Genomic DNA, 25,484 nt, shown 5'->3' with positions numbered 1-25,484 from the left:
CTGTCCCCTTTTTCGCATAGGTATCAAGGGATGACATGGGACGAGGAGTGAGAGTCTGTGGGATTTTTGAGTACGGTCATCCTCGACTTCTTTGTAGCGCTTGGGATCGTGCTCGGCGGCTCGGTCTTTGGGGCGATGGGCGCGTTTCTCACGCACCGGCCGCCGATGACCGAGATGGTCGACATGGCGGACAAATTGAAAATCTGGGCGCTCGTCGCTGCGCTTGGCGGCACGATGGACGCCTTGAAAGTGCTGGAGACCGGCGTGCTCGGCGGGCAGTTTGGCGCACCCGTCAAGCAGCTGTGCTATATCGTCGCCGCGTTTCTCGGCTGCAACGTCGGCTATTTTCTGATCAAATGGATGGTCGGTGAAATCAAATGAGAACCCGCCAGTTTCTCGCCACGTTTGCGGTCGGCGCCCTGTTTGGCTCGGCGGTGCTGCTCACGTTCAGCGGGCATGACCTCGATCTGCTATACCTGCGCCTGACCGAACGTCAGACGCAGATCGCCCAGCTGCAGGAAGACAACGAGAAACTGCAGGCCAAGCTGAGCACGATCGAAAAATCGAATGTGCGCAAGATCCAAAAGATCAACGTGACCGTCATCGCTTCCCCCGATGAGTTTATCAAGCTCGCCGTGCAAAAAGAAGTCAAAAGCCGCTTGAAACGGCTGGTCGGCAGCAACATCAAGCTGTTCGAAGAGAACCCGGACATTTTTATCGAATTCCTGCACGAACGGCAATTCCATGTGACCGACCATCTGGTCTCGATCCAAGTCAAACACGTGGTGATCGGCGAAACGACGACGATTTTTATCGAAGCGGTCAAGGAAGCGGGCACGTCGCTGACCCATACCCCGTCACAGCCATAAAACGACCCGCCAGCTAGTGGCGGGTCGTTTTGGCTTGCTCCTGCATGCGGATCATTTGGATCTTCAGGCGGTGCAGTTCGGTGGCGTCAAACTGGCAGACAAACGTGGTGACACGGGTGAGGTGTTCGACCATCTCGTCTTTGCCGGACAGCTTGGGCGGCATTTTGTCGGTCAGGCCAAGGATGCCAAGTTCGGCGATCGATTCGATCAGCGTCTTGTCCTCCGACCAGTCGAGGCGAAACTGTGTGGTGTACTCTGCCTCGCCATAAGCGTAGTCGACGCGGCCGACGAGGTAGAAGTTCTCTTCAAACGCGATGATGCCGGTGACGAGCCCGTAGGTGAGCTGTTTGTCTTTGTTGTCCGGTTCCAGCGTGACCTTGAGGCCGCCTTGGGGCACGAGCAGCGGCCAGGTCAGCTGGTTGGGAATATGAAAGAGTCCGGTCGAAACGGGCACGGGAAACTGTTTGAGCTGTTCGGCCGCTTCGGCGCCGGTGACAAGTTCTAAGTGTGGTTTGTGCTGCATCAGGGGTTCCTCCTAAACGGGCTTGCTACTCCGGTTTGATCTTCAGACGCAGGATGTTGATGCGCGATCCGTCGTTGGCGCTCTTGGCGTAGAACTCGACGACGAGGACTTTGCCTTGGTATGCCTCGATGAGCGGCACTTGCGCCTGCACCGGGCTCCAGGCCGGTGCGCCTTCAGTGGCCCGCAGCACGCTTTCCGGTTCGAGCAGGGTGCCGTTTTCATCTTTGACGCGGAAATAGGCGACGCCTTCAAAGGCGCGCATGTCGGCCGAGACGTACAGCGTGCGGCTGGTGTCCGACCAGTCGATGCTTTTCACCCGGAATGCGCCGTTTTCCAAGCCGCGGTCGCGGATGTCGAGCGAACCGCTGCCGCTGTATGCGTTGATCGCGAACACATCGCTCGCCGGAGCGGGCGTTTGCGGCGTGCCGGGTTCGGTCGGCTGCGGAGTTGGCGTCGTCGGTGTCGGTGTGGGTTCAGGCTGTGGAGTTGGTGTTGGCTCCGGTGTCGGCTTAACAGGTTCTTCTTTGACAGGCTGCACGACAGGCTCGGACTGTTTCGAAAAATAGTAGCCGCCGGTAAACGCAACTGCCGCGATGATCACGGCCGTGCTGAGCCAGACCAGCCACGTCTTCTTGTTGTCACGGTTCCCCATAGTGGTACCTCCTCCGTCTTCTCTTCTATAAATCATCTCAAAGTTCGGCATGAACTGTCAAATTACTCTATGAAAAAAACCTCCGGCCCGTGAGCGGAGGTTATCGGTCGTCATGCAGGTCTTCGCCGCTTTTCACATACGTTTTGGATTCCATTTTGCCAAACTTCCAATAGGCGGTATCGGCTTCGAAGGTGAGCTGTTCCAACTCGTCTCGCAGCATTTCCGGGTCTTCTTCCAGCTCGCCATTCAGATAGGCGTTCATGGTGGCGTAGACTTTTTCGTAGCGGGCCATCACTTCCTTGTAGGCCAGGTGGATTTCTTCGTATTCGTTCGGATAGCGGATAAATTTGACTTCCCGGGTGAGAGCCAGCGTGTCTTCTACGCTTCTGAACAGCTCGTCTGGATTCTGTTTGGATTCAATGAGTTTGGCCGTGTTCTCGGAGCGTAGATTAAACTTGATCTTGTGCGCTTCCAAGGCGTCCCAGTATGCTACTTGTTCGGCGGTGAAACCGGGCTCTGCGTTGGCAAGCCGGGTCTGTTCATGCTGCGTAAACACATACAGGAAAAACAGGCCCAAGACGAGCACACCAAGCCCGCTGCCCAGCCATATGATCTTTTTCAACGGTCATTCCCCCCGTTTGATGCTAACATTGCGAAGATTTGCACTCAAGACGGGAAATGGAGGAAATGTGTATAATGGAAAGATCGACACCCCTTTGCAAAAGGAGACCTAGACACAATGGCGAAACTGTACCGGGATATGAACGGCGAGGAATTGACGGCGGAGATGAAGCGCCTGCAGGATGAAGGGCACCGCGCGCTTGCGGAGCAGCGCTACGAGGAACTTGATGTTTTGGAGCGTAAATATTACTTAGCTCTTTCGTATACGATGGACAAAGATCAGATCAAAGTCGGCAAGAGCTACACGATTATCGACTCCAACGACCGCTTTGAAGTGACGCGGACGGACGGCGTGATGGCGTGGGGCTATCTGAACGGCGTGCGGCTGGAAGAAGCGTACCCGTTTGCGATGCTGGTCGACAAGGAGCAAGGAGCTGCCCAGTGAGCCGCAAGCACCGCCACCGCGAGAACAAAGTCAAGAAAATGCACACGATCATCGGCGGCTATGAAAAGGTGCTGGAGGAGCTTGGCACGATCCCCCAGGTGCGCTCGGTGATCACCGGCGTCATCTCCCCGCACAAGTCGGAGCGTGAGGAGCTGACGTTTCAGTATTTTACCGATACCGGGCTGAAGCTGCTGGCAAAAACGACCGAAGCGATTCAGGAGATTTTCATCGTCTGCGAAGACAGTGACAAACAGCGGGTGCTGGAAGAGCTGCGCACCCGCGGGCATCTGAAGGAGAAGGTGAAAAAGATGAAAAAAGGTAAAAGCAAAAGCAAATCTTCCGGACAAAACGCCGGGCAGCGCGATCCGCTGGACAACTACCGCGTCGGCAAAGGTGACATGCCGAAAGAAAAAGGCACCACGCTCAAAGACATGCTCAACCCGGAAATGCTGAAGAAACTGCAAGAGAAGTCCTCCGAGATGAAAGAGCAGGAGCGCGTCCAACAAGACCAGCGCCGCCAAGCCGAAGTCACTCGCCGCGAAAAAGAGCAGAAAGAGCTGGAGAACAATTTCGAATATCTGCTCAAACAGTCCAAGCAGAACTGGAAAGACTTTAAGTAACGAGGCTAACGCCTGCACTCATAACAAAAGCCCTTGTCTGACATCATCAGGACAAGGGCTTCTTTATAAACTCATTTAGAATTCACCGATACACATGGTCTTCTGCAAGACTGCAAGACTTCAAGTCTGCAGTCTTATATGTCCGTGCAGTCTTGCAAGTCCGCGTAATCTTGCCAAGCTGCATTTTGCAGGAAGGTCTGCCGGGCTACTTCTTCGCCAGAGCTTGTTTCTCAACAGTACCGCCGGCGGCGCGTTTGACGGGCAGGACGGGACGCAGGTAGCGGTCGTAGAAGCCTTGGCGGGCCAGAAACGTATGCAAGGGGTCCTCGACGAACATGCGCCAGAGGACGCGGCGGCCGTTTGGCTCCGGGAAGATCACGTAGCGGCGCAAGGGCTCTCCGCTCGGGTCGGCCAGCCACAGTGAGGTGATGAGTTCCAGATCGCGCACCCGCTTGTAGAGCACTTCCGCCCCGCACTTCAGACAGGACGAAACGTGCCACGGCACCTCTTCAAAGCTGCCTTCCGACGTCTCGATCTCCTCAAACGCAGCTCCGTTCGCTTCACAATGCGGGCAGGTCACCCGCTCACCGTATCGCTCCTCAAATACCATCTCAACACGCCTCCCTCTCATCCCAACAGTACTCGGCTCAGAAAAAGACAAAACCGCCCTGAGCCTCGGATCAAAAAATCCAAAGGTGCCCAGGCGGTCGGCTATGTTTGTTCCTCTCGCACTCCCTCGTGGTACGCTCCACGTTTCCGCCAGTTATGCGAGACGGTTCTCAGTTGTAAAGGTTGTCAGCAATCTCTTTCTCTCGATTGTAAATCATTTTCCGATTCCTGACAAGCCGCACTGCTGCCGAGAGCGAATGCCTGCTTTCCGGCACTTCCCCAAGCGCCGTCCCCCCCGGGCGCAGACACCCGCTCCCCCGTGGCAGCTCTCTATCGCTGCTTCACTGCTTTAAATAAGTGCATCCCCCAAGAACATTATACGACATAAAAATCTGTATTTCAACAGAAATAGACAGAAATTTAATAATAATCGAAAATCAAATTTCTACCGTACAAACATCGTCGACAGATAGAACAGCACGCTGTACAAAAGCGCGCTGCCCAGCCAAATCCACACGCTGTCCTTGTTCGAACGCGCATACGCCCGGTACGGCAGCAACGCGCCCCACAGGCCGCCGACATAAACGCTCAGCACAAACAGAATCTTCGCGCTGCCGCCCACTTCCTGCTGCTGCGCCATCCCGTACAGGTAGAGCCCGAGGTAGGTCGCAAACAGCCAGGTCACGAGGAACCCGACGATCCAATAGATCAGCATCGCGCCGATGCCGTCCACCGCCGTTTGGTATTTCGCCTTGCGCTTGATCACATAAAACAGCCACACGACCGCCAAGAGCGGCAAGAGCAAGGTGATGATCAGCTTCGTCATTTCGTTTTTTCCCCTTCCGATTCGGCAAGTTCCAGCACTTCGCCTTCAAATCGTTGTGCGTATTGCAAAAATACATCGCGCGTCACCGGCCCGAGATTGGCTTTGTACATCCCAAGCGAAATCTCAAATCCGTCCCGCTTGTCGATATCGGCAAACCGCGCCTTCATCGGCCCCAGCGCTTCGACCGCATACGTTGCGTAATACGATTCTGACATCTTATGTAGGCCTCCCTTCGCAAAGGACAAGGCAACCTGTGCGACAGGTTGCCTTGTTTAGCGTACTATTTTTTCCGCACCATTTCAAACGTGTCGGTGACGCGCACATAGTCGGCCCCGGCGAGACGTCCGATCGGCTGGAGTTTATGCGTATCGATCTTGCCGTCAAAATGAATTTCATCGTCGACGTGCACCTGCACCACCTGACCGATGACCAGCGACCCGGCGCCTTTGCCGTCCCCGATGTGCACGATCTCGGTCAGCTTGCATTCGAAGTTGACCAAGGATTCCTTGACGCGCGGCGCTTGCACGACCGTGCTTGGCACCGGTGTCAGGCCGGACTCGGAGAACTCGGAAACGCCGTGCGGGAACTCGGTAGCCGTCACGTTCATCTGGTTGGCAAACGATTCGGAAACGACGTTGACGACAAACTCCTTGGTGTTTTCGATGTTGACCAAGGTGTCTTTCTTCTCACCGTCCGTGCCACGGCGCATGACCGAAAAGCAGATCGTCAGCGGATTCGCCGCCACTGCGGTGAAGAAGGAAAACGGCGCGAGGTTGGTGTTCCCTTCCCCGTCGACCGTGGAAACAAAAGCGATCGGACGCGGCAGGATCGCTCCGTTCAGGTATTTGTACGCAGCTTCCCAAGAGAGTGTAGCCGGATCGAGTTGCATGTCTTTTCCTCTCTTTCTTTACGCCTTCGGTGGCAGCCAGGAGTACATGTAGTTCTCGTCTTCCACCTTGTGCGCAGCTTTGGCGATGTGCAGCGGCTTGAACGTGTCGACCATGACGGCCAGCTCGTTCGTTTCCGTCTTGCCGATCGACGCTTCGATCGTGCCCGGATGCGGGCCGTGCGGGATGCCCATCGGATGCAGGGTGACGGAGCCTTCTTCGATGCCTTTGCGGCTCATGAAGTTGCCGTCCACATAGTACAGCACTTCATCCGACTCGATGTTCGAGTGGAAGTAAGGCGCCGGAATGGACAGCGGATGGTAGTCGTACAGGCGCGGCACAAACGAGCAGATGACAAAACCTTCGCCTTGGAAAGTCTGGTGCACCGGCGGCGGCTGATGCAGACGCCCGGTGATCGGCTCGAAGTCCCCGATGTTAAACGCATACGGGAACAGGTAGCCGTCCCAGCCCACCACGTCGAGCGGATGGAAATCGAAAATGTACGAGTGCAGTTGATTGCGCGACTTCACGCGAACTTCGAACTCGCCTTTTTCATCGTGGGTGACCAGTTCAGACGGCGGACGGATGTCGCGCTCGTAGAACGGCGCATGCTCTTCCAACTGACCGTGTTCGTTGCGGTAGCGCTTCGGCGTTTTGATCATCGACGCCGATTCGATCACGAAAAAGCGGCTCGGGGTGTGCATCACCACGCGGTAGGTCGTGCCGACCGGGATGACGAGGTAATCGCCTTTGCCGTAGGTCAGGTTGCCGAAGATCGTCTCCAGCACGCCTTCGCCTTCGTGGACAAACAGCACTTCGTCGCAGTCCGAGTTGCGGTAGTGGTAGTTCATCTCTTCGGTCGGCTTGGAGATCGCCAGCGACACGTCGCTGTTGAACATCAGGACTTGGCGGGAGTCGATCGGGTCGCCTTTCAGCTCCGCGCGATGCGCCAGGAAGTGGCGGTGTTTCAGCGCGCCTTGCTCTTCTTTTTCGATCACGATGTCACGGATCTTCTCCACCCGCGTCACTTGCGTCGGCGGGTTGATATGGTAGGTCAGCGAGTAGATGTCGGAAAAGCCTTTTGTCGACATCAGCTGTTCGCGGTACAAGGAGCCGTCCGCCTGGCGGAACTGCGTATGGCGCTTGGCCGGAACTTCGCCTAATTTATGATAGAATGGCACAGCCTCTGCCTCCTCTCTGCTTCAATCAATCTCTGTTTTTCTCTATTTCACGCGGTTGCGCAGGACGCCCAGCCGTTCGATCTCCAGTTCGACCACGTCGCCCGGTTCCAGCCAGCGGTGCACCTCGGTGCCAAGCTCCAAAATGCAGCCGGTGCCCACTGTGCCTGATCCGATCACATCGCCCGGATAGAGCGTCACGCCGTCCGATGCGCGGGCGATCAGGTCGCCAAAGGAAAAATAGATTCTGCCGAAGTTGCCGCGCGAAAGCTCTTGCCCGTTCACTTTCGCTGTCATCTCCAGTTTCCAGCGGTCGCCGTCGCGCACATCTTCCAACTCGTCGAGCGTCAGCAGGTACGGCCCCATCGAAGTGGCAAAATCTTTGCCTTTCGCCGGACCCAAGCCCACTTTCACCTCTTCGCGCTGCACGTCGCGGGCCGACCAGTCGTTCAGGACGGCAAAACCGGCGATGTACTCATGCGCCGCTTCCGGCTTGATGTCGCGCCCCGTCTTGCCGATCACGCAGGCGATCTCCAGCTCATAGTCGAGCCAGGTGGTGTACGCCGGGCGCTCCACATCGGCATCGGGACCCACAAACGCGTTGTGGTTGGAGAAATAAAACACCGGAAAATCGTACCACTCCGGCACCATGTCGAGGCCACGGCGGCCGCGCGCGGTCTTCACATGCTCTTCAAACGCATAGAAGTCGCGAAACGACCGCGGACGCGGCACCGGCGCCAGCAGGTGCGCTGCGGTCAGCGGAATCGCAAAAGGAAGTTCGGCTGCCGGCGTGTCTCGGGTGACTTCGGCGATCGCGCGCGCCTGAGCCAGCCCCTCCGCCTCCAGTTCCAAAATCCCGGCCATCGTTACAGGAAGAGGACGTTGCGTATGGCAACGTCCTTGCTCCTGTGCCCAAGACTCTGCGAGCGCCAGGTCCAGCACATGATCGTGCTGCAGATACCCCGCGCGCTCGCCCAGCTCCTTGTGCTGATACGATACGAATTTCATTACAGGGTGCCGCGCAGTTCTTGCTCGCGCTCGATCGCTTCGAACAGCGCCTTGAAGTTGCCTTTGCCGAAGCTCTTCGCGCCTTTGCGCTGGATGATCTCAAAGAAGAAGGTCGGGCGGTCCATGATCGGCTTGGTGAAGATCTGGAGCAGGTAGCCGTCTTCGTCGCGGTCGACGAGCAGGTTCAGCTTCTTGATCTCTTCAATCTCCTCGTCGATCTCGCCGACGCGGCTCTTCAGGTCTTCGTAGTAGGTGTCCGGAACGTTGAGGAACTCGACGCCGTTTTCGCGCAGAATCGCCACCGTTTCGATGATGTCATGGGTGAGCAGCGCCATGTGCTGTGCGCCCGGGCCGTTGTAGAAGTCGAGATACTCTTCGATCTGCGACTTCTTCTTGCCTTGTGCCGGCTCGTTGATCGGGAACTTGATGCGGCCGGTGCCGTTTTGCATCACTTTGGACATCAGCGCGGTGTATTCGGTGGAGATGTCGTTGTCGTCGAAGGAGATCAGCTGCGAGAAGCCCAGCACTTGTGCATAGTAGTCCATCCACTCGTTCATCTTGCCTTCTTCGACGTTGCCGACGATGTGGTCGCATGCCACGAGGCCGGAGTTGTTGACCGGCATTTGGCCGGTGAATGCCTTGAAGCCCGGCAGGAAGATGCCTTTGTAGTTGTCGCGCTCCACAAAGGTGTGCAGGGTTTCGCCGTAGGTATAGATCGCCGCCACTTTGACGGAGCCGTTTTCATCGGAGATTTCTTGGGGTTCGAACGCGGATTTCGCGCCGCGTTTGATCGCTTCCTCGTACGCTGCCGCAGCATCGTCAACGCGCATTGCGATGTCTTTGACGCCGTCGCCATGCACTTTCACGTGCTCTGCGATCTCGTTGTCCTGCACCAAGGTGCCGGTCAGGACGATGTTGATGTCGCCCGATTGCATCAAATAAGAAACGCGGTCACGGGAACCCGTCTCAAGACCTTTGAACGCGACCGGCTTGAAGCCGAATGCGCCAGCGAGGTAGTAGGCTGCTTGTTTCGCATTCCCTACATAAAATTCTACAAAATCGACATGACGAAGCGGTAAAAAGTCCATTTGTTCTGCCATTATCCATATTCCCCCTACTATAAAAGGTCTCTCGAAAGTAGACTTCCCTCTTTGACAGGTTCCCATTTGTCGGGAATCCGTTTTCAAAACATTTCAAGTTCAGATTACCAATCTCTGCCCTTGTCCTGCAAGAGGATGCGTCACCGCCCGTATGCAGTTATGCGGTAAAGCACAAAAGACACTTTCGCCAAAACTTGACATGGTTTCGACAATCGCGGGAAGCCATACTAAGCCCAGACCCCATTTTGAAAGGAGTGCATGTGGATGCCGGAGGTACGCTGTTCGGTAAGCAACTGTGAATACTGGGCGAAAGGCGGCGCTTGCGTCGCAAATTCCATTCTGGTGGAGATCGACGCTCACGCAAATCGCGACTTCTCGACGGAGTTCGGCGAGGTCGGCGACGGTGTGCACAAAGATTACGCGCAAAACAGTGCCGCTACCATGTGCCACACTTTCAAACAAAAGAAAAAAGAGCAGTAACTGCGCACCACAAATCGGGCAGCCCTCACCGGCTGCTCTTTTTGTATCGTTTGGCTTTGCAGAACGAGTGGACTGTGATACAAAGGGAATACTACGGTGAAACAACGGAACGGAGGCAATTTTCATGTCGGAACGGAAATGGACCGCCCACACGGTGACCGCTGCAGAAGCGGGCCGGACGGTGGAGGAGATTTTGACGGGCACGCTCTCCATCTCGCGGCGGATGATCCAGAAGCTGACGCGCTCCAAAGGCGTGCAGCTCAATAAAAAGCCGGCTTTTCTCGGCCGCGAAGTGAAGGAAGGCGACGTGATCCGCGCCGCGATGTCCTTTACAGAGGAAGCGGGGCTGGCACCTGTTGAAATGCCGCTCAATATTTTATTTGAAGACGAGCATCTGATCGTTGTGAACAAGCCGCCTTTTGTGCTGGTGCATCCGACCAACCCAACGCAGACCGAAACGTTGTCGCACGGGCTGACCTGGCACTTTTTGCAGCAGGGCCTGCAGGCCAAAATCCGCCCGGTGCACCGCATCGACCGCGACACGTCGGGCGTGCTGGTCGTGGCGAAGACGGCGTTTGCCCACCAGCATCTCGACCGCCAACTGCGCGAACGGGAGCTGAAGCGCGAGTATCTGGCGTTTGTCGACGGCACCGTCTCCGAAGAGCGCGGGCAGATCGATGCGCCGATCGGCAAGCATAAGCAAAATCCGAACCTGCGCGCCGTGCGTCCCAACGCCGGTGAATTTGCGTTGACCCGCTATGAAGTGGTGACGCGCTATGACACGGCGACGCTTGTGCATCTGGAATTGGAAACGGGCCGCACGCACCAGATCCGCGTACATATGACTCACCTCGGCCATCCTGTGCTCGGCGACCGCCAGTATGGGCGGGTCGGGCTGAACTTGATCAAACGCCAGGCGCTGCATGCGTCGCGGATCTCCTTCTCCCACCCGGTGAGCGGCGAGAAGATGGAGCTGACCGCGCCGCTGGCAGACGACTTGGCCGCCCTGCAGGAGAAGCTGCAAGGGGCAAACGTTGAGGTGCAAGGATGAATGAAAGGCGTCGGAGCAAGTTGGGCCGGCTGCTTGCGTTTTTGTCGTTTTTGCTGCTGGTGGTGGGCACGACTTTTGCCGTGCGGATCAAATGGCAAGGCGGTACGCTCCCCTACTGGCTGATGGGGCTGACCGGGTATGCGTGGATCTTCTGCGCGTTTTTGCTGATCAACAACGTGGCGCGCAAGTTCTCGCGCCGCAAGCCGTATCAAAAGCCGCAAAAGTAATGTTCTGATCAAAAGCAAAAAGCCGCAGAGTCTCGTGCTCGGCGGCTTTTTTATGCGTGTGCAGTTGTGATTAGTTGTGGTTGTGCTGCGCCTGCGTTGCAGGAGTTGCAGCATGGTCATGATCCTGCTCGCTGCAGCCGGTAAAAGTCAGCGCACAGGTGAGGATCAGTCCGGAAAGTACGAGTCGTTTCATCATCGTTCATCGCCACCTCCAGCTTCTAGTTTATCATGAAGAGGCTTCGTTTACATAAAGCAATTTTAGAAAATCCTGCGCAGCCCGGGGCAGCTCTTTGTTGCGTGGGGTGATCACATAGGTGTAGGCGGTGGGCAGGCGCAGATCGGGCGTGGGCAAGGCGACCAGATCCCCTTTTTCCAGATCTTCCTGCACGGCCGACCGGGGCAGGAACGACACGCCGAGCCCTTCGATGATCAGCTTGCGGGTGACGGCGACCTGAGAGACGGACATCGGGCGGATCGGGGCGCGGGTCTCGTGGAGCTGGAACAGGAGTTCGTCCCAGTATTCAGGGTGGTTTTTCGTGAGCAGCGGATGGTCGAGCAGCAGTTCGCGGTAGTCGACTTGCTCCGGGTCGACCGTGCCTGGCGCGACCAGCAGCACCGGGTCTTCGTGCAGGACGTGCGATTCGGTGTCGGGATGCGTGGACGCCGTCCGCGCCAAGCCAACGTGCGAGCGCCCGGCCGCGATGCCCGGGCCGACCGACGGGGAGAGCGTGGTATAGATGCGGACTTCTACGTTCGGATGCTTCATCGTATACTGCTTCCAAAGCGGAGGCAGCACATGCTCGGCGCACAAAGGCGCGAGCAGCAGATCCAAGCGGTCGTCATAGCCGGCCTTCCACCGCGCCAGATCGGACAGCGCCTCGTCGTGCGCCTGCAAAATCTTGTCGGCGTGCAGGCGAAACCGTTCCCCGGCGGCGGTCAGGCGCACTTTGCGTCCCGTGCGCTCAAACAAAGCATAGCCGACCATCTCTTCCAACTGGCGAATGTGGACAGAAACGGTGGGCTGGGCGAGGTACAGCCGTTCGGCGGTGCGGTGGAAATTCAGCTCTTTCGCCATCATGATAAACGTTCGGAGGAGCTTGATATCCATGTTTTAGTCTTGTCAACCCTTTCAGCGATTATATTTTATAATCGAATACGACAAGTATCTCTATTTCTCCTTTCGAAAATGTGTCGATATACTGAAACTAGAAGCAAAAACGAAAAGGAGTTGGATGAACATGGAAAACAACCTGATCTCGCTCGGACTTGAAAATGTCGTCGTTGCACAAACCGATTTGAGCCTCGTCGACGGTCAAAACGGTCTGCTCGTCTACCGCAACCATTGGGCCAGCGACCTTGCCCTCAACCATACGTTTGAAGAAGTCGCCCACCTCCTCTGGTACGGACATCTGCCAAATGCAGAAGAAGCAAAAGCATTGCACGACAAGCTGGCTGCCCAGCGCGAACTCCCAGCTTTTGTGAAAGCGGCGCTCGACGCGATCCCGGCTGACACCGATATGATGAGCGCGCTGCGGACAGGCGTGTCCCTGCTCGGCACCGAAGATTTTGCCGCCTGGCCGCCGACCTTGGAGCAGGTGATCGCGCTGACGGCGAAAGTGCCGACCCTCGTCGCGTACCGCTATGCCCGCCTCGAAGGGCGCGAACCGCTCGCGCCGCGCGCTGACCTCGGGCACACGGCGAATTACCTGTACATGCTGAAAGGCCAGGAACCGCAGGCGGCGCATGTGCGTGCGCTCGATGCCTACCTGATTCTGACCCAGGAGCACGGGCTGAACGCGTCGACGTTCGCCGGCCGCGTGGTCGCCTCCACCCGCTCCGACCTGATCTCGTCGGTGACCGCAGCGATTGGCGCACTGAAAGGCCCGCTGCACGGCGGCGCTCCGTCCGAAGTGACCGAGATGATCGAAGCGATCGGCACCAAGGAAAATGCCGAGCCGTGGCTGCGTGCCAAGCTGGAAGCGGGCGAGCGCCTGATGGGCTTCGGCCACCGCGTCTACCGCACCTACGACCCGCGCGCCAAAGCGTTGTCGACAATCGCGACGGGGCTGGCCGGGGATGACCCGTGGTTTGCGCTGGCCGTGCATGTTGAGGAAGTGGGCCTGCGCCTGTTGAAAGAGTTCAAGCCCAACCGTCCCCTGAACACCAACGTGGAATTCTACGCGGCTGCCGTGATGCGTGCGATCGGCCTGCCCGATGAGCTGTTCACCCCGTCGTTTGCGGTCTCCCGCACCGTCGGCTGGTGTGCGCACATCCTCGAAGCGGCACAAGGCAAGATCATCCGTCCGCAGTCGACCTATACGGGCATCATGCCGGAATAACCGGCTGAGCTTAACAGTTGAACATAAAAAAGGAGAGCCTACCGCGAGGCTCTCCTTTTTATGATCCAAGCACTTGGTCTGCTTCGACATCGATGATTTTGTACTCCTTCCCCTCTCCCCCGGAGATGATGCGGACGGAGGCGGTGGCAAGGCGGGCCCGTTTTTGCAACAGGGACTGCTGGCGGTGGTAAGACTGCACTTTGCGCCACGGGATCACCACGGTGGTGCGGGCGAACTTGCGTCGGCGGATCGTCAGGCAGGACGGGCTGGACGACCAGCCCGCGTCGCGGTATTGCAGCAGGCCACAGGCCAGCGACAACGGCAGGAGCAGCAAAGCGAACAGGCCAAACGGGTAGAACAGCAAGGCGATCACAGCGGCCGCTGCGCAGGCGATCAGGAGCGGGCGGCCGCCGTATCGTCTTTGGGCACGCTGCGGAAGCCGGTTGAGCTTCGCACCTGCTTCAAAGCCGGGCGCCATCTCCTGCAGAAACTGCTTGACGTCTTTTCGCTTCAGGAGCGGATAGAGCACGGTGGTCTGGCCTTGCTTTTTCCCGTAGCCGCCGCCGCTCTCCACATGCAAGGTGACATAGCCAAACGGCTGGCGCAGGAGCCCTTCGACGATGCGGATGCCCTGCAGGCGGTCGAGCGGCAAGGTCAGCTCGCGTTTTTCCAGCAGCCCGCGCGAGATTTTCAACACGTCGCCTTGCCGGGTCAGCGTAAAGCGGGCGTAGGCGAGCATGGTGACAATGATCGAGCCGAGCACTGAAAGGATCGCGGTGAGCACGACGAGGATGCCGATTTCGATCAGGTTGGGGTTGCTGTTTTGAAACAGGCCCAACCATTTCACCAGATGCTCGGAGTAGCTGGTCAGCGGCTCGATGACAGCCGACAGAAACGGCGCGATCAAGCCGATCGATGAGGATGTCAGCGACATGAAGATCAGCTGTTTCATCGTCAGGCGGTATTGGATCTGCTCCGGCGCGGCCGCTTGCCCTGCGACCGTTTCCGCGTGCGGCTGGCGGGCCGCTTTGGCGTCGCTGAGCACTTTTTTCAAATCCTCCGCCTCTTCCCGCGTGATGCCGGCCAGCGAGATCTCCGGCACTTTGCCTTCGGATGCCGTTTCGATCTGCAGTTGCACCAGTCCGACCAGTTGCAGGATGATGCCCGCCTTGATGTCGATCGACTGGATGCGCTCCAGCGGAATGAAGCGGCGCTGTTTGTTGAAGATGCCTTTCTTGACGCGCAGTTCGCCCGCTTCGATCGTATAGGAGAAGTTGTACCAGAACAAAAAGCCAAACACCGCCGTCAGCACAAGCAGTCCGAATGCTCCGAAAACGGTGATCAGCGGATGTTCGCGAATCAGGGAGATACTCCCAAACAAAAATGGCAGCAAGGCGTTGCGCAGAAAGGAGATCGTATACGGGATGATCGCCAGCGGATGCACACGGCGCGGATTAGACATCGTCATCATCCACCACCTTGGCGAATTCGGCGATCTTGTTGCGCAGGCCATCGGCGATCTGCAACTGCAAGGCCGGGATCTGATGTTTGCCTGCCGCCGTGTAGATCGTCACGTTGGCGAGGTCGTAGGTACGCAAGAGCAAGCCTTGCGCCGTCTCGACGTGCTGGACGCGGTTCATCGGGATCAGGCTGCGGCGGATGATCAGGACACCGTATTGCAGATACACCTCTTCGGCGGTGATCTCATAGCGCAAGGTGCGGTAGCGGATCAGCGGCACCAAACCAACTTCGAAGAGATAGCCGAGCAGCGCCAAGGCGATCAAGACGTACAACCCCCAGCCGGGCAGTTGCTCGATAACACGAGATAGCAAAAAGTAGGCCAGCGGAACGATTCCGTAGAGCAGCCCGATAAGCGCTTCTTTGATCCTCCAGACGCTTACCGCATGCCGGTCCACTTGGTGCTGCGGCGGATTGCGCATCGGTATGAGTTCCTCCTTGTTACGGACTTCTTACAAACATCTTACGAAAAAAGAGTCAACATCTACTACGGATGTTGACTCGTTTCGTTTCGTCTTACTTGGACTTCTCTTTGAAGCGCGGTAAAATCCGGTCGACGGTGATCTTGCGCAGCCGCCCCCACGTCGCTTCGTCCTGCGGGTCGTACTGCTCGAGGAAATCGATCACTTCCTTGGTGATCTGCGTCGGCGTCGATGCGCCTGAGGTGACGGCGACTTTGTTTACGCCTTGCAGCCACTCCAGCTGCAGCTCGGAGATGTCGGCGATGCGGTACGCCTTGGTATCGGCGATGTCTTCGGAGACTTGGGCCAGACGGTTGGAGTTGTTCGAAGCCGGGTCGCCAACGACGATCGTCAGGTCGGCCGCCCCGGCCTGCTCTGCCACCGCTTCCTGGCGAATCTGCGTGGCGAGGCAGATTTCATTATGAATCTCGACGTGCGGGAACTTGCGCAGCACGACGTTCATCAGGTGCTTGGTGTCCCATTGGCTCATCGTGGTCTGGTTGGTGACGAGGATCTTGTCGCTTTTCAGCGTCAGATGCTCGACGTCCCCTTCTTTTTCCACCAGATGCACGAGGTCGGGCGCCACGCCCATCGCGCCTTCCGGTTCCGGATGGTTCTTCTTGCCGATATAGATGATCTCATAGCCCTGCGCCGTTTTTTCGCGGATCAGGTCATGCGTTTTTGTCACGTCCGGGCAGGTGGCGTCGACGGTGGTCAAGCCTTTTTCCTGCGCCTTTTTGCGGACTTCCGGCGACACGCCGTGCGCCGTGAAAATGACTGTGCCTTTGTCGATCTTGTCGAGCAGTTCCATGCGGTTCTCGCCGTCCAGCGTGACGATGCCCTGCTCTGTGAAGGCGTCGACCACATGCTGGTTGTGGACGATCTTGCCGAGTATATAGACCGGGCGCGGCAGATCGAGGTCTTTGGCCGCCTGCTGGGCCAGCACCATCGCATCGACCACCCCGTAACAATAGCCGCGCGGTGAAATTTTGATGACTTCCATGTTGGATTCCTCCTGCTCCGTGCAAGGTTGAAAACATTTTAAGTATAGCATATTGACAACGGAGCGTCTTGGCAGAGATAATGAGTAAAATTTGCTGTCGGATTCCGCCGCGGGCGATTGTCGCTTGCGGTCGTTTTTGTTTCAGGGGGAAAAAGGGGGGATGTGCCTATGGCGCGCAACTTCAAGCGGTTTCAGGAGATCTTGAAGAACCGCAATTTCACGACGTATATCACGAGCTATTATGTCGGCGGCTTTGCCAATTTTGTGCAGATGTTTGCGATCTGGGCACAGGCGCTCCGCTTGTCGGGCCAAGATCCGCTGGCGCTGGGGATGGTGACGATGATGGAGATCCTGCCCGGCATCCTCATCTCGCCGTGGGCGGGGCTGCTCGCAGACCGGATGTCGAAACGGACCCTGATGATCATCTGCTACGTCTTGCGCGCCGGCACCTTGTTCCTGATGTTTTTGTCGACGGAGCTGTGGCAGCTGTATCTGCTGGCCGGGCTGCATTCGACGTTTGTCGCTTTTGGCGAACCGCCGCACCGCGCGTTTTTGCCGCTCTTGGTGCGCCCGGAGCAATACGTGTCGATGAACTCGCTGATCGCAACGATGAACAACCTCTGGCAGATCTTCCGCCCGGCGATCGGCGGCTGGGTGGTGTTCACGTTTGGCTCCCAGACCGCTTTTTTGGTCGGGATGGGGATGTATCTGCTGGCGCCGCTCTTGCTGCTCATGGTCAAGGCGCATGACAGCGCCGCGCACCGCACGAAAGAAGAGCGGGCCCGTTCCTCGATGTGGCAGGAGGTGCGCGAAGGGGTCGCGTACATTCGCACGGAGCCGATCTTGGTCTACCTGTTCGTGTTTATGATGCTGTTTACGCTCTGTATGGGCACGCAAGGGACCTTGACGATGCTGTTTGTCGGCCAGCACCTCGTGCCGGAGGAGCAGGCGAGCGGCGCGGTCGGGCTGTTGTTCTCGGCGCTTGGCATCGGCGGGCTGGTCGGGGCTTTCCTGACCACCCTGCTCGTCAAGCGGCTGCCATTGCTGCTGCTCCTCTTCACCTCGCTCGCCTTTGACGGGGTGATGGTGGTGATCTTTGCGATGTGCGATACGATGGTGGTCGCTATCACCTGCTTCGCTTTCTTTGGCATCATCGGGTCGGTCAACCAGATCGTGCAGGATACGCTGATCCAGACCATCGTTCCGGAAAACATGCGCGGGCGCGTCTACGGCGCGTTTGGCCCGATCACCGGTCCCTTGTCGCTGCTCTCCGTCGGCGCGGGCACATCGCTCGCTTCGGTGATCGGCACGCGGGCGGTGTTCATGATCTGCGGCGTGATGGAGATCGGCGCGGTTGGCATCTGCCGGCTGCTCCCGACTTACAAACAGGTGCGCGAGTCGCTCGCCGAAAAAATTCCACAATCGACGTTTCAAACGTAACGGCCGGGATTTTCAATCCCGGCTTTATTTATAGGGGTTGTTTTCGGGCTGGCGGAACATATGCTTTTACAACAGAGCTTTTGGTTAGGAAAGGAGGCACGTTGCTTGTACATCCCCGAGATTCTGGAGGGGGAGGCGCGAGGGCGGCTTCGCAACCTGTACCACAATATCAAAAACACCTTGCATCTGCCGCTCGTCAGCGACGTGTTTCGCGTGCTCGCCCACTATCCGTCTTTCCTGACCTACGCGCTGGAAACGAGCCGAAGCAATCTGCTGTCCCACCACTTCGAGCTGTTGTCCGACCAGTTGCGCGCCTTGCCTCCCCCTTCTCCGCCCCTGCCTCAGCTGCCGTCGTTTGTCACGCGGCGCGACCTGCGCGGCGCATCGGCCGTGCTGCCCGTCTTCCACTACGGCAATGCCAAACTGCTGCTCTTGACCACCGCCTGGTACGAAGCCTTGTCGGAGCGTCCGATCCCCGGCTGGCAGCAGGAAGAAACGTTTGTCCCGCCCGGCATCCCCGTAACCTTCCCGAAAAATGTGCCGCTCCTGCGCACCGAAACAGCACCTCCTGAGGTCCAGCGCCTGCTGCGCCAGATCACCGACACGCACTACGGATTTGCCCCGCCCGGCGACATTCGGGCCCTGGCTTTGTACCCGACCTTTCTCGCCGGCGCCTGGCAAGGCGTGGAAGGTTACCTGCACACCCCCTGGTACCGCGACCAGAGCCGCCGCCTGCTCCACACCGCGCAAACGTTAGCTCGCAGCCTCCCCTACCCGCTTCCGCTCTCCCCCGGCCGCCTGCAGCAAGTGCTGAGCGAACGGGAAATCGCCTCCTGCCTCTCGATCATCGCCATGTATAGAAGCCTCCTCCCCAAGCTCATCCTCGACACCGAACTGATGATGGGCCTGCTGAAGCAATCCACGCAGACATTTTGGATCTAGCCGTTCTGTGCTAGACTGGTGGAAAAACGCGAGACGAGAAAGAAGGACTCCGCATGGTATGCCCGCATTGCCATCCGCACGCCGACCCCAGGCAGCGGATCGTGCTGGAAAATGAACACTGCCGGTTCCTGCAGAAGGAGCAGGACATCTTGCAAGGCTCCGGTCTGATCGTGCCCAAACAGCACCGCACCACCGCATTTGAGCTCACCCCGGAGGAGTGGGCCGCCACCCAAGATCTGCTGCAGCAAGCCCGGCAACTGCTCGACGAGACCCTAAGCCCCGACGGCTACAACCTCGGCTGGAACTGTTTCGAGCCGGCCGGACAGACGATCATGCACGCGCACTTCCACATCATCCCCCGCTTTGCTGACGAGCCGCACACAGGCAAAGGCATCCGCTGGTGGATCAAACAGCCAGACAACCGGCGTCCCGGTAAATAAAAAAGAGGCGGCCTCGTTTCAGCCGCCTCTTGCTTATGCATGCTCCATTTGCACCCGCTTCACGGCAAGCGTCACCCATTCCTCGCCCTGTCTGCGCCCGCTCACCGTCCAGCCCAGCGCGGCAAAGCAGTCCCGCACCTGCTCTTCGATCCACTCGACGATCCCCGACAAGAGCAGCACACCGTCTTGTTTCACGATCTGCAACAGCAGCGGAGCCAGCTCCATCGCCTCTTTGCCGCCGATGTTCACCGCCACCATGTCGAAATGATGCTCCACGCCTGCGAATTCTGTAAAAACATCGCCGATGCGGATCTCGATGCCTTCGACACCGTTCAGCTCCATGTGATACGAGATGCTGCTTTCCGCCGACGGGTTGAGGTCGACCGCCACCACCGGCGATGCGCCTTTCATCCGCGCGAACAGGCTCAAGATCCCCGAACCGGCGCCGAGGTCGGCCACCGCATCGCCCGGCCGCACGAGTTCATCGATCAGCTCCAGACAATGCCGTGTCGTCGGATGCAGTCCGGTGCCAAACGCGGCCGACGGCTCGATGACGATCGTCGTCTCCCCCGCCCCGCGCTCTTCATCCCACGGCGGACGGATCATCAGGCCGGGCCGGACTTCCAGCGCCGTGAACTCATACACCGGGTCTTCCGTCACCGCTTGTGGCACACTCGCCGAGACGTCATGCGCGAGCTCGCCGAGCAGCGCCTGAATCTCCCCGCGCAACTTCACCAGCAACTCCTCTGTCGGCTCTTCCCCGACTTCCTCATACGCCCGGACGGTCGTCCGCTCCGTCTCCACTTCCTGATAGCCGTAGCCGTCTTCCGTCACAAACGTCTCAAACGGCGCATCGATCCACACATACTCGATACCGCGCATCTGCAGCTTCGCGATCACTTCCTCCGCGCGCTCCGAATCGACGGCAAGCGCGTATTCGACATAGCGCGGTTCTTGTGCTTCACTCATCCTGACTTGCTCCTTTGCGCTTGGAATAATGGCGGCGCGCTTTGGCGCGGTTGCCGCACGTTTCCATCCGGCACCAGCGGCGCGTGCCGTTTTTCGATGTGTCGTAGTAATATTTGATGCAGGCGTGGTTCGAGCAAGCCTTCAAGCGCGCCCGGTCGCCTTCCGTCCAAAACAGCATCGCCGACTGCAGCACCGGCCACAGCGCCCGCTCCAGCCAGCCCCCATCCGGCACAAACACCGCCTTGCCCTCGTGGATCTGCCAATGCCCCTTGACTGCGGCCAGCTCCCCGTTTAAAAAAGCTGCCCAGTCGCCCGGCACCACTGCGGGGTCGGTCAATTCTTCCGCCATCTTCCGAAGCTGGCGACGCAGCCCGGCCGCCTTTTGCAGCGCCTGCCTGCCATCCACTCCGGCAGGCTCGGGCAAGTCGTCGACCCCCGCTTCCTGCAGCCAGCGCTCAAACAGCGGGAACTCCGGAATCAGATCTTCGACCTGCCCTTGCTCCAGACGCTCCGTATTGATAAAATCGACCCACAACAGGCCGCCATAGTAGGAAAACATCCCGATCACCACCTCACCCTTGAGTATACACGAAAAACTTGTCCTCCAGAAAACGGGACTTTTCTCCCAGCTTGAAAGAGGGCAGGTGCGGCGTAGGGTATAACACGACAGATCAATCCACCCACACCAAGGAGGCGTTTGAACATGAACCAAAATCATGTGACCCGCGAAGAACTACATACCAAGGTGATGCAGATCAGCGGACTTTCCTCGTCAGAAGTGGTTGATCGTCCCGACGAAACTGTCACCCGCATCGAAACAGCCGTGCTGCTGTCCAGCACCTTGCCGCCGATGAACACCGGCATCGCAGGCGGCCTGCCCGCACCGTTCAAAGACATCACCTCCCTGACCGCCGGCCAGCAGAGCGCCGTATCGCGCGTCTACCACCTCGGCATCATGATTGGCAACGACGCCGGCGTGTTCGAGCCGCACCGCAAGCTGGAGCGCGAGGAAGCAGACTGGATCTTGCGCCGCGCCCAAGAGCGCATCCAGTCCCGCAAGCGCCCTGTCCCGTACGAAATCATCACCGAAGCGGAAGTTCTGCCGCAGTTGGTGATGGATAAGGCGGCCGAATCGATGATCGAGCCGGGCGTCAATGTCGTCAGCTCCGAAGAAGCCACCTACGTCGTCATCTCCGGCGGCGAGCGCAACACGGGCGGCTACAGCATCGTGCCGACCAGCGTCGTCCAAGGCAACGACCAGATCGAGATCCTCGTCGAGCTGATCCGTCCTGAGCCGGGCGCGATGCTCCTGCAGGCGATCACCTACCCGCAGCTGATCCTGCGCCTGCCGCGAGTCGATCAGCCGGTCGTGCTGCTCAACCCGGGCGAATTGGCGTCCTGACGCTTACGCATACAAAAAGCCAGCTTCTAGACGAAGCTGGCTTTTCTTTGCGTTCTAGACTTCATGCCATCAAAGACCCCCGCAGCCGCCGATTCAACCACTAAAAATTGATTTTGATGGTCACATTCTATTCGACACCCCGCAAACCAGTCAGCCTATTTTTGCCGGTTATATTCTGTTTTCCCTGTAACGCCTGCTTCTTTCGTGCGACAAAATAAATACAAAGTTTCCAATAAGGAGGAACATTTATGCCTAAACGCCGCTGGTTTGCTTTGCTCCCGATCCTCTTGACCAGCTCGATGATCGCAGGCTGTGCCGCTTCAAACAACAGCCAACATGCCGCCGATAATTCCTCAGCCGAACAACCGAAAAAAGCCGACACCGCTTCTGTTGACCCAACTACCCTGCCGCTCGATCAGCGGCCGATCGCATATATCCCCGAAGGTGCAGAGAACGTCCAAATTGAAAAAGACATCCCGTACAAGCTGGTGGACGATGAAGAACTCCGCTTCGATGTCTACACCCCTGCCAAAAAGCCGGACGGCAAGCTTCCCGTCGTCATCTTTGTGCATGGCGATGCTCCTCCCGCCGAGCTGAAAGGGGCCAAGGACTGGGGGCAATACTCGTCTTGGGCGCGTGCGGTCGCCGCAACCGGGATGGCGGCGGTGACGTTCAACCACCGTTCCACCGACAATTTCACGGAGTTGACCGCAGCAGGCGCCGACGTGGACGACTTGATCTCCTATGTTCGCGAGCGGGCAAGCGAATACGGCCTCGACCCGGAGCGGATCGTGATCTGGTCCTGTTCCGCCGGGGCTCCGCTCGGCCTGCGGATGGCTTTGCAAGAGCGTCCAAGTTACATAAAAGGCCTCATCGCCTACTACCCGCTGCTCGACCTGCGCGACCGCCGCTCAGAGCTGCCGGAAACAGTGACCGATGAGGCGCTCCGCACCTACTCCCCGATCACGCATCTGGCCCGTTCTCCGGAGCAGCTCCCGCCCCTGCTTCTGGTCAAGGCCGGCCAGGACTCTGCCGCGATCAACACCCCGCTCGACAGCTTCTATCAGGAAGCCGTCAGCCGCAGGGTTCAACTCGACTACCTCGAACACCCGACCGCGCCACACGGCTTTGATGTCACCTTGCCTGACGACACCACCCGGAGCATCATTCTCCAAACGCTCGACTTTGCAAAAAAAGCGACCCGGTAACTCCCGGGTCGCTTTCGCTTTACTTGCTTTTTCTTGATTTTATGTCAACCGATACAGCAGTTCTTCCAGTTCCAGCGTCTCCTGCCCGCCGTCCTGCAGGTCTTTCACCAGCAATTTCCCGGCGGCCAGCTCTTCCTCACCGACGATCACCGCCCGCTTCGCCTGCAAGCGGTTGGCGCGCTTTAACCCGCTCTTCAGCCCTTTGCCGCCGAAGTCCCGTTCGACGGTCAGCCCGGCTCTGCGCAAAGCATCCAGCGTCTGGAGGACGGCGATCTCCGCCGCTTCGCCCAGCGGAATCACAAACACATCCACGCCCGGCTCAGTTTCCGCAAGTGTCACGCCCTGCTCCTGCAACAAGAGCAGTGCTCGCTCCAGCCCGGCCCCGAAGCCCACGGCCGGCAGCTCCACGCCGCCCAACTCCGTGTACAGCCCGTTATAGCGTCCCCCGGCCGACACTGTCGCTCCCGATGGGGTCATCACTTCAAACACCGTCCGCGTGTAATAATCGAGCCCGCGCACCAGACGCGCATCGACCCGATACGGTAGTCTAAGCGCATCCAGCCCTTGCACCACCCGGTCAAAATGCGCCTTGCAGGCGCCGCACAAACACTCCTGAATCGACGGAGCCCCCAGCACCGCCGCCTGGCAGCACGATTCTTTGCAGTCGAGGATGCGCAGCGGATTCTTCTCCGCCCGCCGCTGACAATCCCCGCACATCGCCTCCAGCCGCAGCTCCAAGTACTCCAGCAACTCCTCCCGGTACTGCGGGCGGCATTCCTTGCATCCGACCGAGTTGAGCGCCACCGTCAGCCCTTTGGCTCCGATCTCCTCATAAAACCGCATCGCCAGCGCCACAACTTCCACATCGGCGGCGGCGCTATCGCTGCCGACCACTTCGATCCCAAACTGGTGGTGCTGACGCAGCCGCCCCGTCCCCGGCCGCTCATAGCGAAACATCGGGGCCAGATAATACAGCTTGAGCGGGAGCGTTTCCACATACAGCTTGTTTTCCAGCACCGCCCTGGCCACCGCCGACGTCCCTTCCGGCCGCAGCGTCAAACTCCGCCCGCCTTTGTCGAGAAACGTGTACATCTCCTTCTCCACAATGTCGGTCCCGTCACCGACGCCGCGCATAAACAGCTCGGTGTGCTCAAACAGCGGGGTTCTGATCTCCTGAACATGGAAATGCCCGCACACCTCCCTTGCCTTTGCCTCCAGACGCTGCCAATCCTGCACTTCCCGCGGCAGCAGATCTGCTGTGCCGCGCGGACGATTCACACGTTCCATCTTCAAAACCCTCCTCCAAAAATTTGTTTGAGCAAATAAAAAAACTCCCATCCCATAACGGGACGAGAGCTTGCTCGCGGTACCACCCATCTTGCCATGCACGAACTCAACAGCCGCACATGACCACTCATCAGGAGTCAAAACAACTAACCCCTCTTCCGCTGATAACGGTGGAAGTCTCCGGTGACGTCTAGTGAGCTGCCATCGGGCAGCCGTTCGGGCCACAGCTCAAAGGTGTGTTTCCAACTCTCCGACCGACCGGTTCGCACCACCCACCGGCTCTCTGCACGATCTAAAAAGTTGTACTCTCCTTCTCACAGCTTTTGCAACAAGATGGAATTTATTTGTCTTTTATTGTAAGCACCTTGTCAACCTTTGTCAACAGACTTGCCTTCATTTGGATGCCTGATACAATAGAGTCAGAATATGCCCTAATTGAACTGGAGGAGCAACAGATGAACAAACGGACCTTGTTTACCACCGTGCTGGCGACCGCGCTGGTCACGACGATTCTGTCCGGCTGCGGCACAGACGAAAACACGCAAGAGAACAACAACAACCAGCAGCAGGACCAGAACAACAGCGGTTCTGTCGACACTTCGAAACCGCAAAAGCAATACGCCAAGAAGCCGGAGATGAAGATCGACAAAGCCAAAACGTACACTGCCACATTGAAAACCAACAAAGGCGATATCAAAATCAAGCTGCTCGATGACGAAGCTCCGGTTACGGTCAACAACTTCGTCTTCCTCGCCCAAGACAAATACTACGACGGTGTCACTTTCCACCGCGTGATCAAAGACTTCATGATCCAGTCCGGCGACCCGACCGGCACAGGCGCCGGCGGCCCCGGCTACCAATTCGAAGACGAACTGCCCCCGGCAAAACAATACACCAAAGGCATCGTCGCGATGGCCAACGCCGGCCCCGACACCAACGGCAGCCAATTCTTCATCGGCAGCGGCTCGCAAGTGGACGGGCTCAATCGCATGCCGAACTACACCGTCTTTGGCGAAGTGACCGAAGGCATCGAGATCGTCGACAAAATCGCCTCTGTGCCGGTCGGCCAAAGCCCAAGCGGCGAAATGAGCAAACCGCAGGAAGACGTGCACATCGAAACGATCACCATCGAAGAAAAGTAAACCTGGCACCCCTCGACAAAACGGCTCTCCCTTCGCGGGAGGGCCGTTTCTCTTTCGACAGCAACCTCCTTTGCCGTCGATTTCCCGGGAAATTGTCGAACGAAATCGCCGCCCGGCCGCACAATCCGGCACACCCTCCCATAGGCCGCTCCATATGCTGATCAAAAGTGCTGATCAAAAGTGCTGATCAAAAGTGCTGATCAAAAGTGCTGATCAAAAGTGCTGATCAAAAGTGCT

The 25,484-nt window shown here is 58.1% G+C and carries 32 protein-coding genes, 1 riboswitch and 1 other annotated feature; of the genes, 14 read left to right on the top strand and 18 right to left on the bottom strand.

The genetic code is table 11. The annotated features are described in order from the left end of the window. The first annotated feature begins 57 nt into the window (after positions 1-57). Positions 58-381, top strand: a complete 324-nt coding sequence (locus CBW65_RS12030; RefSeq protein WP_087457039.1) for a YtrH family sporulation protein — start codon at positions 58-60, stop codon at positions 379-381. Further along, the gene (locus CBW65_RS12025) at positions 378-869 is read left to right on the top strand and encodes a sporulation membrane protein YtrI (RefSeq protein ID WP_087457038.1); all 492 of its coding nucleotides are present in this window, start codon (positions 378-380) and stop codon (positions 867-869) included. The genes CBW65_RS12030 and CBW65_RS12025 overlap by 4 nt, the downstream gene beginning before the upstream one ends. Positions 870-882: 13 nt before the next feature. Here the strand turns inward: CBW65_RS12025 and CBW65_RS12020 are convergent, their stop codons facing one another. The 3 genes from CBW65_RS12020 to CBW65_RS12010 form a co-directional block, all read right to left on the bottom strand. Further along, the gene (locus tag CBW65_RS12020; protein ID WP_087457037.1) at positions 883-1,392 is read right to left on the bottom strand and encodes a hypothetical protein; all 510 of its coding nucleotides are present in this window, start codon (positions 1,390-1,392) and stop codon (positions 883-885) included. A 25-nt stretch (positions 1,393-1,417) separates the two neighbouring features. Beyond that, a complete protein-coding gene (locus tag CBW65_RS12015; RefSeq protein ID WP_087457036.1) occupies positions 1,418-2,044 on the bottom strand; it encodes a Gmad2 immunoglobulin-like domain-containing protein in 627 nt (208 codons plus the stop codon). Between the two features lie 100 nt (positions 2,045-2,144). Then, entirely contained in the window at positions 2,145-2,666 is a 522-nt protein-coding gene (locus CBW65_RS12010; protein WP_087457035.1) for a hypothetical protein, read from the bottom strand. Positions 2,667-2,783: 117 nt separating this feature from the next. On the opposite strand from CBW65_RS12010, the gene CBW65_RS12005 reads away from it, so the two are divergent. Both CBW65_RS12005 and CBW65_RS12000 read left to right on the top strand, forming a co-directional pair. Continuing rightward, positions 2,784-3,110 (top strand): DUF1811 family protein, encoded by a 327-nt coding sequence (locus CBW65_RS12005; protein WP_087457034.1) that lies wholly within the window; start codon positions 2,784-2,786, stop codon positions 3,108-3,110. Continuing rightward, the gene (locus CBW65_RS12000; protein WP_087457033.1) at positions 3,107-3,730 is read left to right on the top strand and encodes a DUF3886 domain-containing protein; all 624 of its coding nucleotides are present in this window, start codon (positions 3,107-3,109) and stop codon (positions 3,728-3,730) included. Before CBW65_RS12005 ends, CBW65_RS12000 begins: the two co-directional genes overlap by 4 nt. A 205-nt stretch (positions 3,731-3,935) precedes the next feature. Here CBW65_RS12000 and CBW65_RS11995 read toward each other — a convergent pair whose 3' ends face one another. The 7 genes from CBW65_RS11995 to hppD form a co-directional block, all read right to left on the bottom strand. Further along, positions 3,936-4,340, bottom strand: a complete 405-nt coding sequence (locus CBW65_RS11995) for a hypothetical protein (RefSeq protein ID WP_087457032.1) — start codon at positions 4,338-4,340, stop codon at positions 3,936-3,938. 80 nt (positions 4,341-4,420) lie between these two features. After that, positions 4,421-4,507: riboswitch (ZMP/ZTP riboswitch) on the bottom strand. Between the two features lie 277 nt (positions 4,508-4,784). Further along, on the bottom strand, positions 4,785-5,165 hold the full coding sequence (locus CBW65_RS11990; RefSeq protein WP_087457031.1) for a hypothetical protein: 381 nt from the start codon (positions 5,163-5,165) through the stop codon (positions 4,785-4,787). Then, a complete protein-coding gene (locus tag CBW65_RS11985; protein WP_087457030.1) occupies positions 5,162-5,380 on the bottom strand; it encodes a hypothetical protein in 219 nt (72 codons plus the stop codon). Before CBW65_RS11985 ends, CBW65_RS11990 begins: the two co-directional genes overlap by 4 nt. Before the next feature lie 65 nt (positions 5,381-5,445). Next, positions 5,446-6,054, bottom strand: coding sequence for a flavin reductase family protein (locus tag CBW65_RS11980; protein ID WP_087457029.1), 609 nt, complete (start codon positions 6,052-6,054; stop codon positions 5,446-5,448). An 18-nt stretch (positions 6,055-6,072) separates the two neighbouring features. Beyond that, positions 6,073-7,233, bottom strand: a complete 1,161-nt coding sequence (locus tag CBW65_RS11975) for a homogentisate 1,2-dioxygenase (protein WP_087457028.1) — start codon at positions 7,231-7,233, stop codon at positions 6,073-6,075. Between the two features lie 42 nt (positions 7,234-7,275). After that, the gene (locus CBW65_RS11970; protein WP_087457027.1) at positions 7,276-8,238 is read right to left on the bottom strand and encodes a fumarylacetoacetate hydrolase family protein; all 963 of its coding nucleotides are present in this window, start codon (positions 8,236-8,238) and stop codon (positions 7,276-7,278) included. Next, complete coding sequence (gene hppD / locus CBW65_RS11965; protein ID WP_157721908.1) at positions 8,238-9,338, bottom strand: 4-hydroxyphenylpyruvate dioxygenase; 1,101 nt, start codon at positions 9,336-9,338, stop codon at positions 8,238-8,240. Before hppD ends, CBW65_RS11970 begins: the two co-directional genes overlap by 1 nt. Positions 9,339-9,602: 264 nt before the next feature. Between hppD and CBW65_RS11960 the strand changes: the two genes are divergently transcribed. From CBW65_RS11960 to CBW65_RS11950, 3 genes are all read left to right on the top strand, one after another. Next, positions 9,603-9,818: a DUF1540 domain-containing protein gene (locus CBW65_RS11960; RefSeq protein WP_087457025.1), complete on the top strand. Its 216-nt coding sequence runs from the start codon at positions 9,603-9,605 to the stop codon at positions 9,816-9,818. Positions 9,819-9,942: 124 nt separating this feature from the next. After that, entirely contained in the window at positions 9,943-10,869 is a 927-nt protein-coding gene (locus tag CBW65_RS11955) for an RluA family pseudouridine synthase (protein WP_087457024.1), read from the top strand. Then, on the top strand, positions 10,866-11,096 hold the full coding sequence (locus tag CBW65_RS11950; RefSeq protein WP_087457023.1) for a hypothetical protein: 231 nt from the start codon (positions 10,866-10,868) through the stop codon (positions 11,094-11,096). Before CBW65_RS11955 ends, CBW65_RS11950 begins: the two co-directional genes overlap by 4 nt. 70 nt (positions 11,097-11,166) lie before the next feature. Here the strand turns inward: CBW65_RS11950 and CBW65_RS25085 are convergent, their stop codons facing one another. Continuing rightward, positions 11,167-11,292: a hypothetical protein gene (locus tag CBW65_RS25085; RefSeq protein ID WP_269768016.1), complete on the bottom strand. Its 126-nt coding sequence runs from the start codon at positions 11,290-11,292 to the stop codon at positions 11,167-11,169. A 30-nt stretch (positions 11,293-11,322) separates the two neighbouring features. Then, entirely contained in the window at positions 11,323-12,204 is an 882-nt protein-coding gene (locus CBW65_RS11945; protein ID WP_087457022.1) for a LysR family transcriptional regulator, read from the bottom strand. 130 nt (positions 12,205-12,334) lie between these two features. On the opposite strand from CBW65_RS11945, the gene CBW65_RS11940 reads away from it, so the two are divergent. Then, positions 12,335-13,435 (top strand): citrate synthase/methylcitrate synthase, encoded by a 1,101-nt coding sequence (locus CBW65_RS11940; RefSeq protein ID WP_087457021.1) that lies wholly within the window; start codon positions 12,335-12,337, stop codon positions 13,433-13,435. 58 nt (positions 13,436-13,493) lie between these two features. Here the strand turns inward: CBW65_RS11940 and CBW65_RS11935 are convergent, their stop codons facing one another. The 3 genes from CBW65_RS11935 to CBW65_RS11925 form a co-directional block, all read right to left on the bottom strand. After that, positions 13,494-14,903 carry a PH domain-containing protein gene (locus CBW65_RS11935; RefSeq protein ID WP_198299819.1) on the bottom strand — a complete coding sequence of 470 codons (1,410 nt, stop codon included), beginning with the start codon at positions 14,901-14,903 and terminating at the stop codon, positions 13,494-13,496. Beyond that, the gene (locus CBW65_RS11930) at positions 14,890-15,375 is read right to left on the bottom strand and encodes a PH domain-containing protein (RefSeq protein ID WP_087457019.1); all 486 of its coding nucleotides are present in this window, start codon (positions 15,373-15,375) and stop codon (positions 14,890-14,892) included. The genes CBW65_RS11935 and CBW65_RS11930 overlap by 14 nt, the downstream gene beginning before the upstream one ends. Positions 15,376-15,469: 94 nt before the next feature. Next, on the bottom strand, positions 15,470-16,417 hold the full coding sequence (locus tag CBW65_RS11925; protein WP_087457018.1) for a 4-hydroxy-3-methylbut-2-enyl diphosphate reductase: 948 nt from the start codon (positions 16,415-16,417) through the stop codon (positions 15,470-15,472). A 168-nt stretch (positions 16,418-16,585) separates the two neighbouring features. On the opposite strand from CBW65_RS11925, the gene CBW65_RS11920 reads away from it, so the two are divergent. The 3 genes from CBW65_RS11920 (at position 16,586) to CBW65_RS11910 (ending at position 19,239) form a co-directional block, all read left to right on the top strand. Continuing rightward, complete coding sequence (locus CBW65_RS11920) at positions 16,586-17,857, top strand: MFS transporter (protein ID WP_087457017.1); 1,272 nt, start codon at positions 16,586-16,588, stop codon at positions 17,855-17,857. Between the two features lie 105 nt (positions 17,858-17,962). After that, positions 17,963-18,799, top strand: coding sequence for a hypothetical protein (locus CBW65_RS11915; protein ID WP_087457016.1), 837 nt, complete (start codon positions 17,963-17,965; stop codon positions 18,797-18,799). A 53-nt stretch (positions 18,800-18,852) separates the two neighbouring features. Further along, positions 18,853-19,239: an HIT family protein gene (locus CBW65_RS11910; protein WP_087457015.1), complete on the top strand. Its 387-nt coding sequence runs from the start codon at positions 18,853-18,855 to the stop codon at positions 19,237-19,239. Between the two features lie 33 nt (positions 19,240-19,272). Here the strand turns inward: CBW65_RS11910 and CBW65_RS11905 are convergent, their stop codons facing one another. Further along, positions 19,273-20,208 (bottom strand): 50S ribosomal protein L11 methyltransferase, encoded by a 936-nt coding sequence (locus CBW65_RS11905; RefSeq protein ID WP_087457014.1) that lies wholly within the window; start codon positions 20,206-20,208, stop codon positions 19,273-19,275. Next, the gene (locus tag CBW65_RS11900; protein WP_157721907.1) at positions 20,201-20,767 is read right to left on the bottom strand and encodes a CGNR zinc finger domain-containing protein; all 567 of its coding nucleotides are present in this window, start codon (positions 20,765-20,767) and stop codon (positions 20,201-20,203) included. The genes CBW65_RS11905 and CBW65_RS11900 overlap by 8 nt, the downstream gene beginning before the upstream one ends. Positions 20,768-20,911: 144 nt before the next feature. On the opposite strand from CBW65_RS11900, the gene CBW65_RS11895 reads away from it, so the two are divergent. Both CBW65_RS11895 and CBW65_RS11890 read left to right on the top strand, forming a co-directional pair. Next, the gene (locus CBW65_RS11895) at positions 20,912-21,610 is read left to right on the top strand and encodes a protease complex subunit PrcB family protein (RefSeq protein ID WP_087457012.1); all 699 of its coding nucleotides are present in this window, start codon (positions 20,912-20,914) and stop codon (positions 21,608-21,610) included. Positions 21,611-21,858: 248 nt separating this feature from the next. Beyond that, positions 21,859-22,818 carry an alpha/beta hydrolase gene (locus CBW65_RS11890; RefSeq protein ID WP_087457011.1) on the top strand — a complete coding sequence of 320 codons (960 nt, stop codon included), beginning with the start codon at positions 21,859-21,861 and terminating at the stop codon, positions 22,816-22,818. A 39-nt stretch (positions 22,819-22,857) separates the two neighbouring features. Here CBW65_RS11890 and hisS read toward each other — a convergent pair whose 3' ends face one another. Further along, a complete protein-coding gene (gene hisS, locus CBW65_RS11885; RefSeq protein WP_087457010.1) occupies positions 22,858-24,105 on the bottom strand; it encodes a histidine--tRNA ligase in 1,248 nt (415 codons plus the stop codon). A 55-nt stretch (positions 24,106-24,160) separates the two neighbouring features. Next, positions 24,161-24,432: a binding site (T-box leader), on the bottom strand. A gap of 128 nt (positions 24,433-24,560) precedes the next feature. Between hisS and CBW65_RS11880 the strand changes: the two genes are divergently transcribed. Further along, complete coding sequence (locus CBW65_RS11880) at positions 24,561-25,247, top strand: peptidylprolyl isomerase (protein WP_087457009.1); 687 nt, start codon at positions 24,561-24,563, stop codon at positions 25,245-25,247. The last annotated feature ends 237 nt before the right edge of the window (positions 25,248-25,484 follow it).

It is taken from the genome of Tumebacillus avium (genome assembly GCF_002162355.1).
Taxonomy (GTDB): Bacteria; Bacillota; Bacilli; order Tumebacillales; family Tumebacillaceae; genus Tumebacillus_A; species Tumebacillus_A avium.
This window is presented reverse-complemented; position numbering and strand designations above follow the sequence as displayed.

Excerpts from the sequence above, each read along its gene's own strand:
- CBW65_RS12015 (WP_087457036.1), bottom strand. The coding sequence starts at position 2,044 with ATGGGGAACCGTGACAACAAGAAGACGTGGCTGGTCTGGCTCAGCACG.
- CBW65_RS11970 (WP_087457027.1), bottom strand. The coding sequence starts at position 8,238 with ATGAAATTCGTATCGTATCAGCACAAGGAGCTGGGCGAGCGCGCGGGG.
- CBW65_RS11900 (WP_157721907.1), bottom strand. The coding sequence starts at position 20,767 with ATGTTTTCCTACTATGGCGGCCTGTTGTGGGTCGATTTTATCAATACG.
- CBW65_RS11945 (WP_087457022.1), bottom strand. The coding sequence starts at position 12,204 with ATGGATATCAAGCTCCTCCGAACGTTTATCATGATGGCGAAAGAGCTG.
- CBW65_RS11920 (WP_087457017.1), top strand. The coding sequence starts at position 16,586 with ATGGCGCGCAACTTCAAGCGGTTTCAGGAGATCTTGAAGAACCGCAAT.
- CBW65_RS11880 (WP_087457009.1), top strand. The coding sequence starts at position 24,561 with ATGAACAAACGGACCTTGTTTACCACCGTGCTGGCGACCGCGCTGGTC.
- CBW65_RS12025 (WP_087457038.1), top strand. The coding sequence starts at position 378 with ATGAGAACCCGCCAGTTTCTCGCCACGTTTGCGGTCGGCGCCCTGTTT.
- CBW65_RS12020 (WP_087457037.1), bottom strand. The coding sequence starts at position 1,392 with ATGCAGCACAAACCACACTTAGAACTTGTCACCGGCGCCGAAGCGGCC.
- CBW65_RS11935 (WP_198299819.1), bottom strand. The coding sequence starts at position 14,903 with ATGACGATGTCTAATCCGCGCCGTGTGCATCCGCTGGCGATCATCCCG.
- CBW65_RS11990 (WP_087457031.1), bottom strand. The coding sequence starts at position 5,165 with ATGACGAAGCTGATCATCACCTTGCTCTTGCCGCTCTTGGCGGTCGTG.
- CBW65_RS11940 (WP_087457021.1), top strand. The coding sequence starts at position 12,335 with ATGGAAAACAACCTGATCTCGCTCGGACTTGAAAATGTCGTCGTTGCA.
- CBW65_RS11955 (WP_087457024.1), top strand. The coding sequence starts at position 9,943 with ATGTCGGAACGGAAATGGACCGCCCACACGGTGACCGCTGCAGAAGCG.
- CBW65_RS11890 (WP_087457011.1), top strand. The coding sequence starts at position 21,859 with ATGCCTAAACGCCGCTGGTTTGCTTTGCTCCCGATCCTCTTGACCAGC.
- hisS (WP_087457010.1), bottom strand. The coding sequence starts at position 24,105 with ATGGAACGTGTGAATCGTCCGCGCGGCACAGCAGATCTGCTGCCGCGG.
- hppD (WP_157721908.1), bottom strand. The coding sequence starts at position 9,338 with ATGGCAGAACAAATGGACTTTTTACCGCTTCGTCATGTCGATTTTGTA.
- CBW65_RS11960 (WP_087457025.1), top strand. The coding sequence starts at position 9,603 with ATGCCGGAGGTACGCTGTTCGGTAAGCAACTGTGAATACTGGGCGAAA.
- CBW65_RS11950 (WP_087457023.1), top strand. The coding sequence starts at position 10,866 with ATGAATGAAAGGCGTCGGAGCAAGTTGGGCCGGCTGCTTGCGTTTTTG.
- CBW65_RS12005 (WP_087457034.1), top strand. The coding sequence starts at position 2,784 with ATGGCGAAACTGTACCGGGATATGAACGGCGAGGAATTGACGGCGGAG.
- CBW65_RS11995 (WP_087457032.1), bottom strand. The coding sequence starts at position 4,340 with ATGGTATTTGAGGAGCGATACGGTGAGCGGGTGACCTGCCCGCATTGT.
- CBW65_RS11895 (WP_087457012.1), top strand. The coding sequence starts at position 20,912 with ATGAACCAAAATCATGTGACCCGCGAAGAACTACATACCAAGGTGATG.
- CBW65_RS11980 (WP_087457029.1), bottom strand. The coding sequence starts at position 6,054 with ATGCAACTCGATCCGGCTACACTCTCTTGGGAAGCTGCGTACAAATAC.
- CBW65_RS25085 (WP_269768016.1), bottom strand. The coding sequence starts at position 11,292 with ATGATGAAACGACTCGTACTTTCCGGACTGATCCTCACCTGTGCGCTG.
- CBW65_RS11930 (WP_087457019.1), bottom strand. The coding sequence starts at position 15,375 with ATGCGCAATCCGCCGCAGCACCAAGTGGACCGGCATGCGGTAAGCGTC.
- CBW65_RS11910 (WP_087457015.1), top strand. The coding sequence starts at position 18,853 with ATGGTATGCCCGCATTGCCATCCGCACGCCGACCCCAGGCAGCGGATC.
- CBW65_RS11905 (WP_087457014.1), bottom strand. The coding sequence starts at position 20,208 with ATGAGTGAAGCACAAGAACCGCGCTATGTCGAATACGCGCTTGCCGTC.
- CBW65_RS11985 (WP_087457030.1), bottom strand. The coding sequence starts at position 5,380 with ATGTCAGAATCGTATTACGCAACGTATGCGGTCGAAGCGCTGGGGCCG.
- CBW65_RS11925 (WP_087457018.1), bottom strand. The coding sequence starts at position 16,417 with ATGGAAGTCATCAAAATTTCACCGCGCGGCTATTGTTACGGGGTGGTC.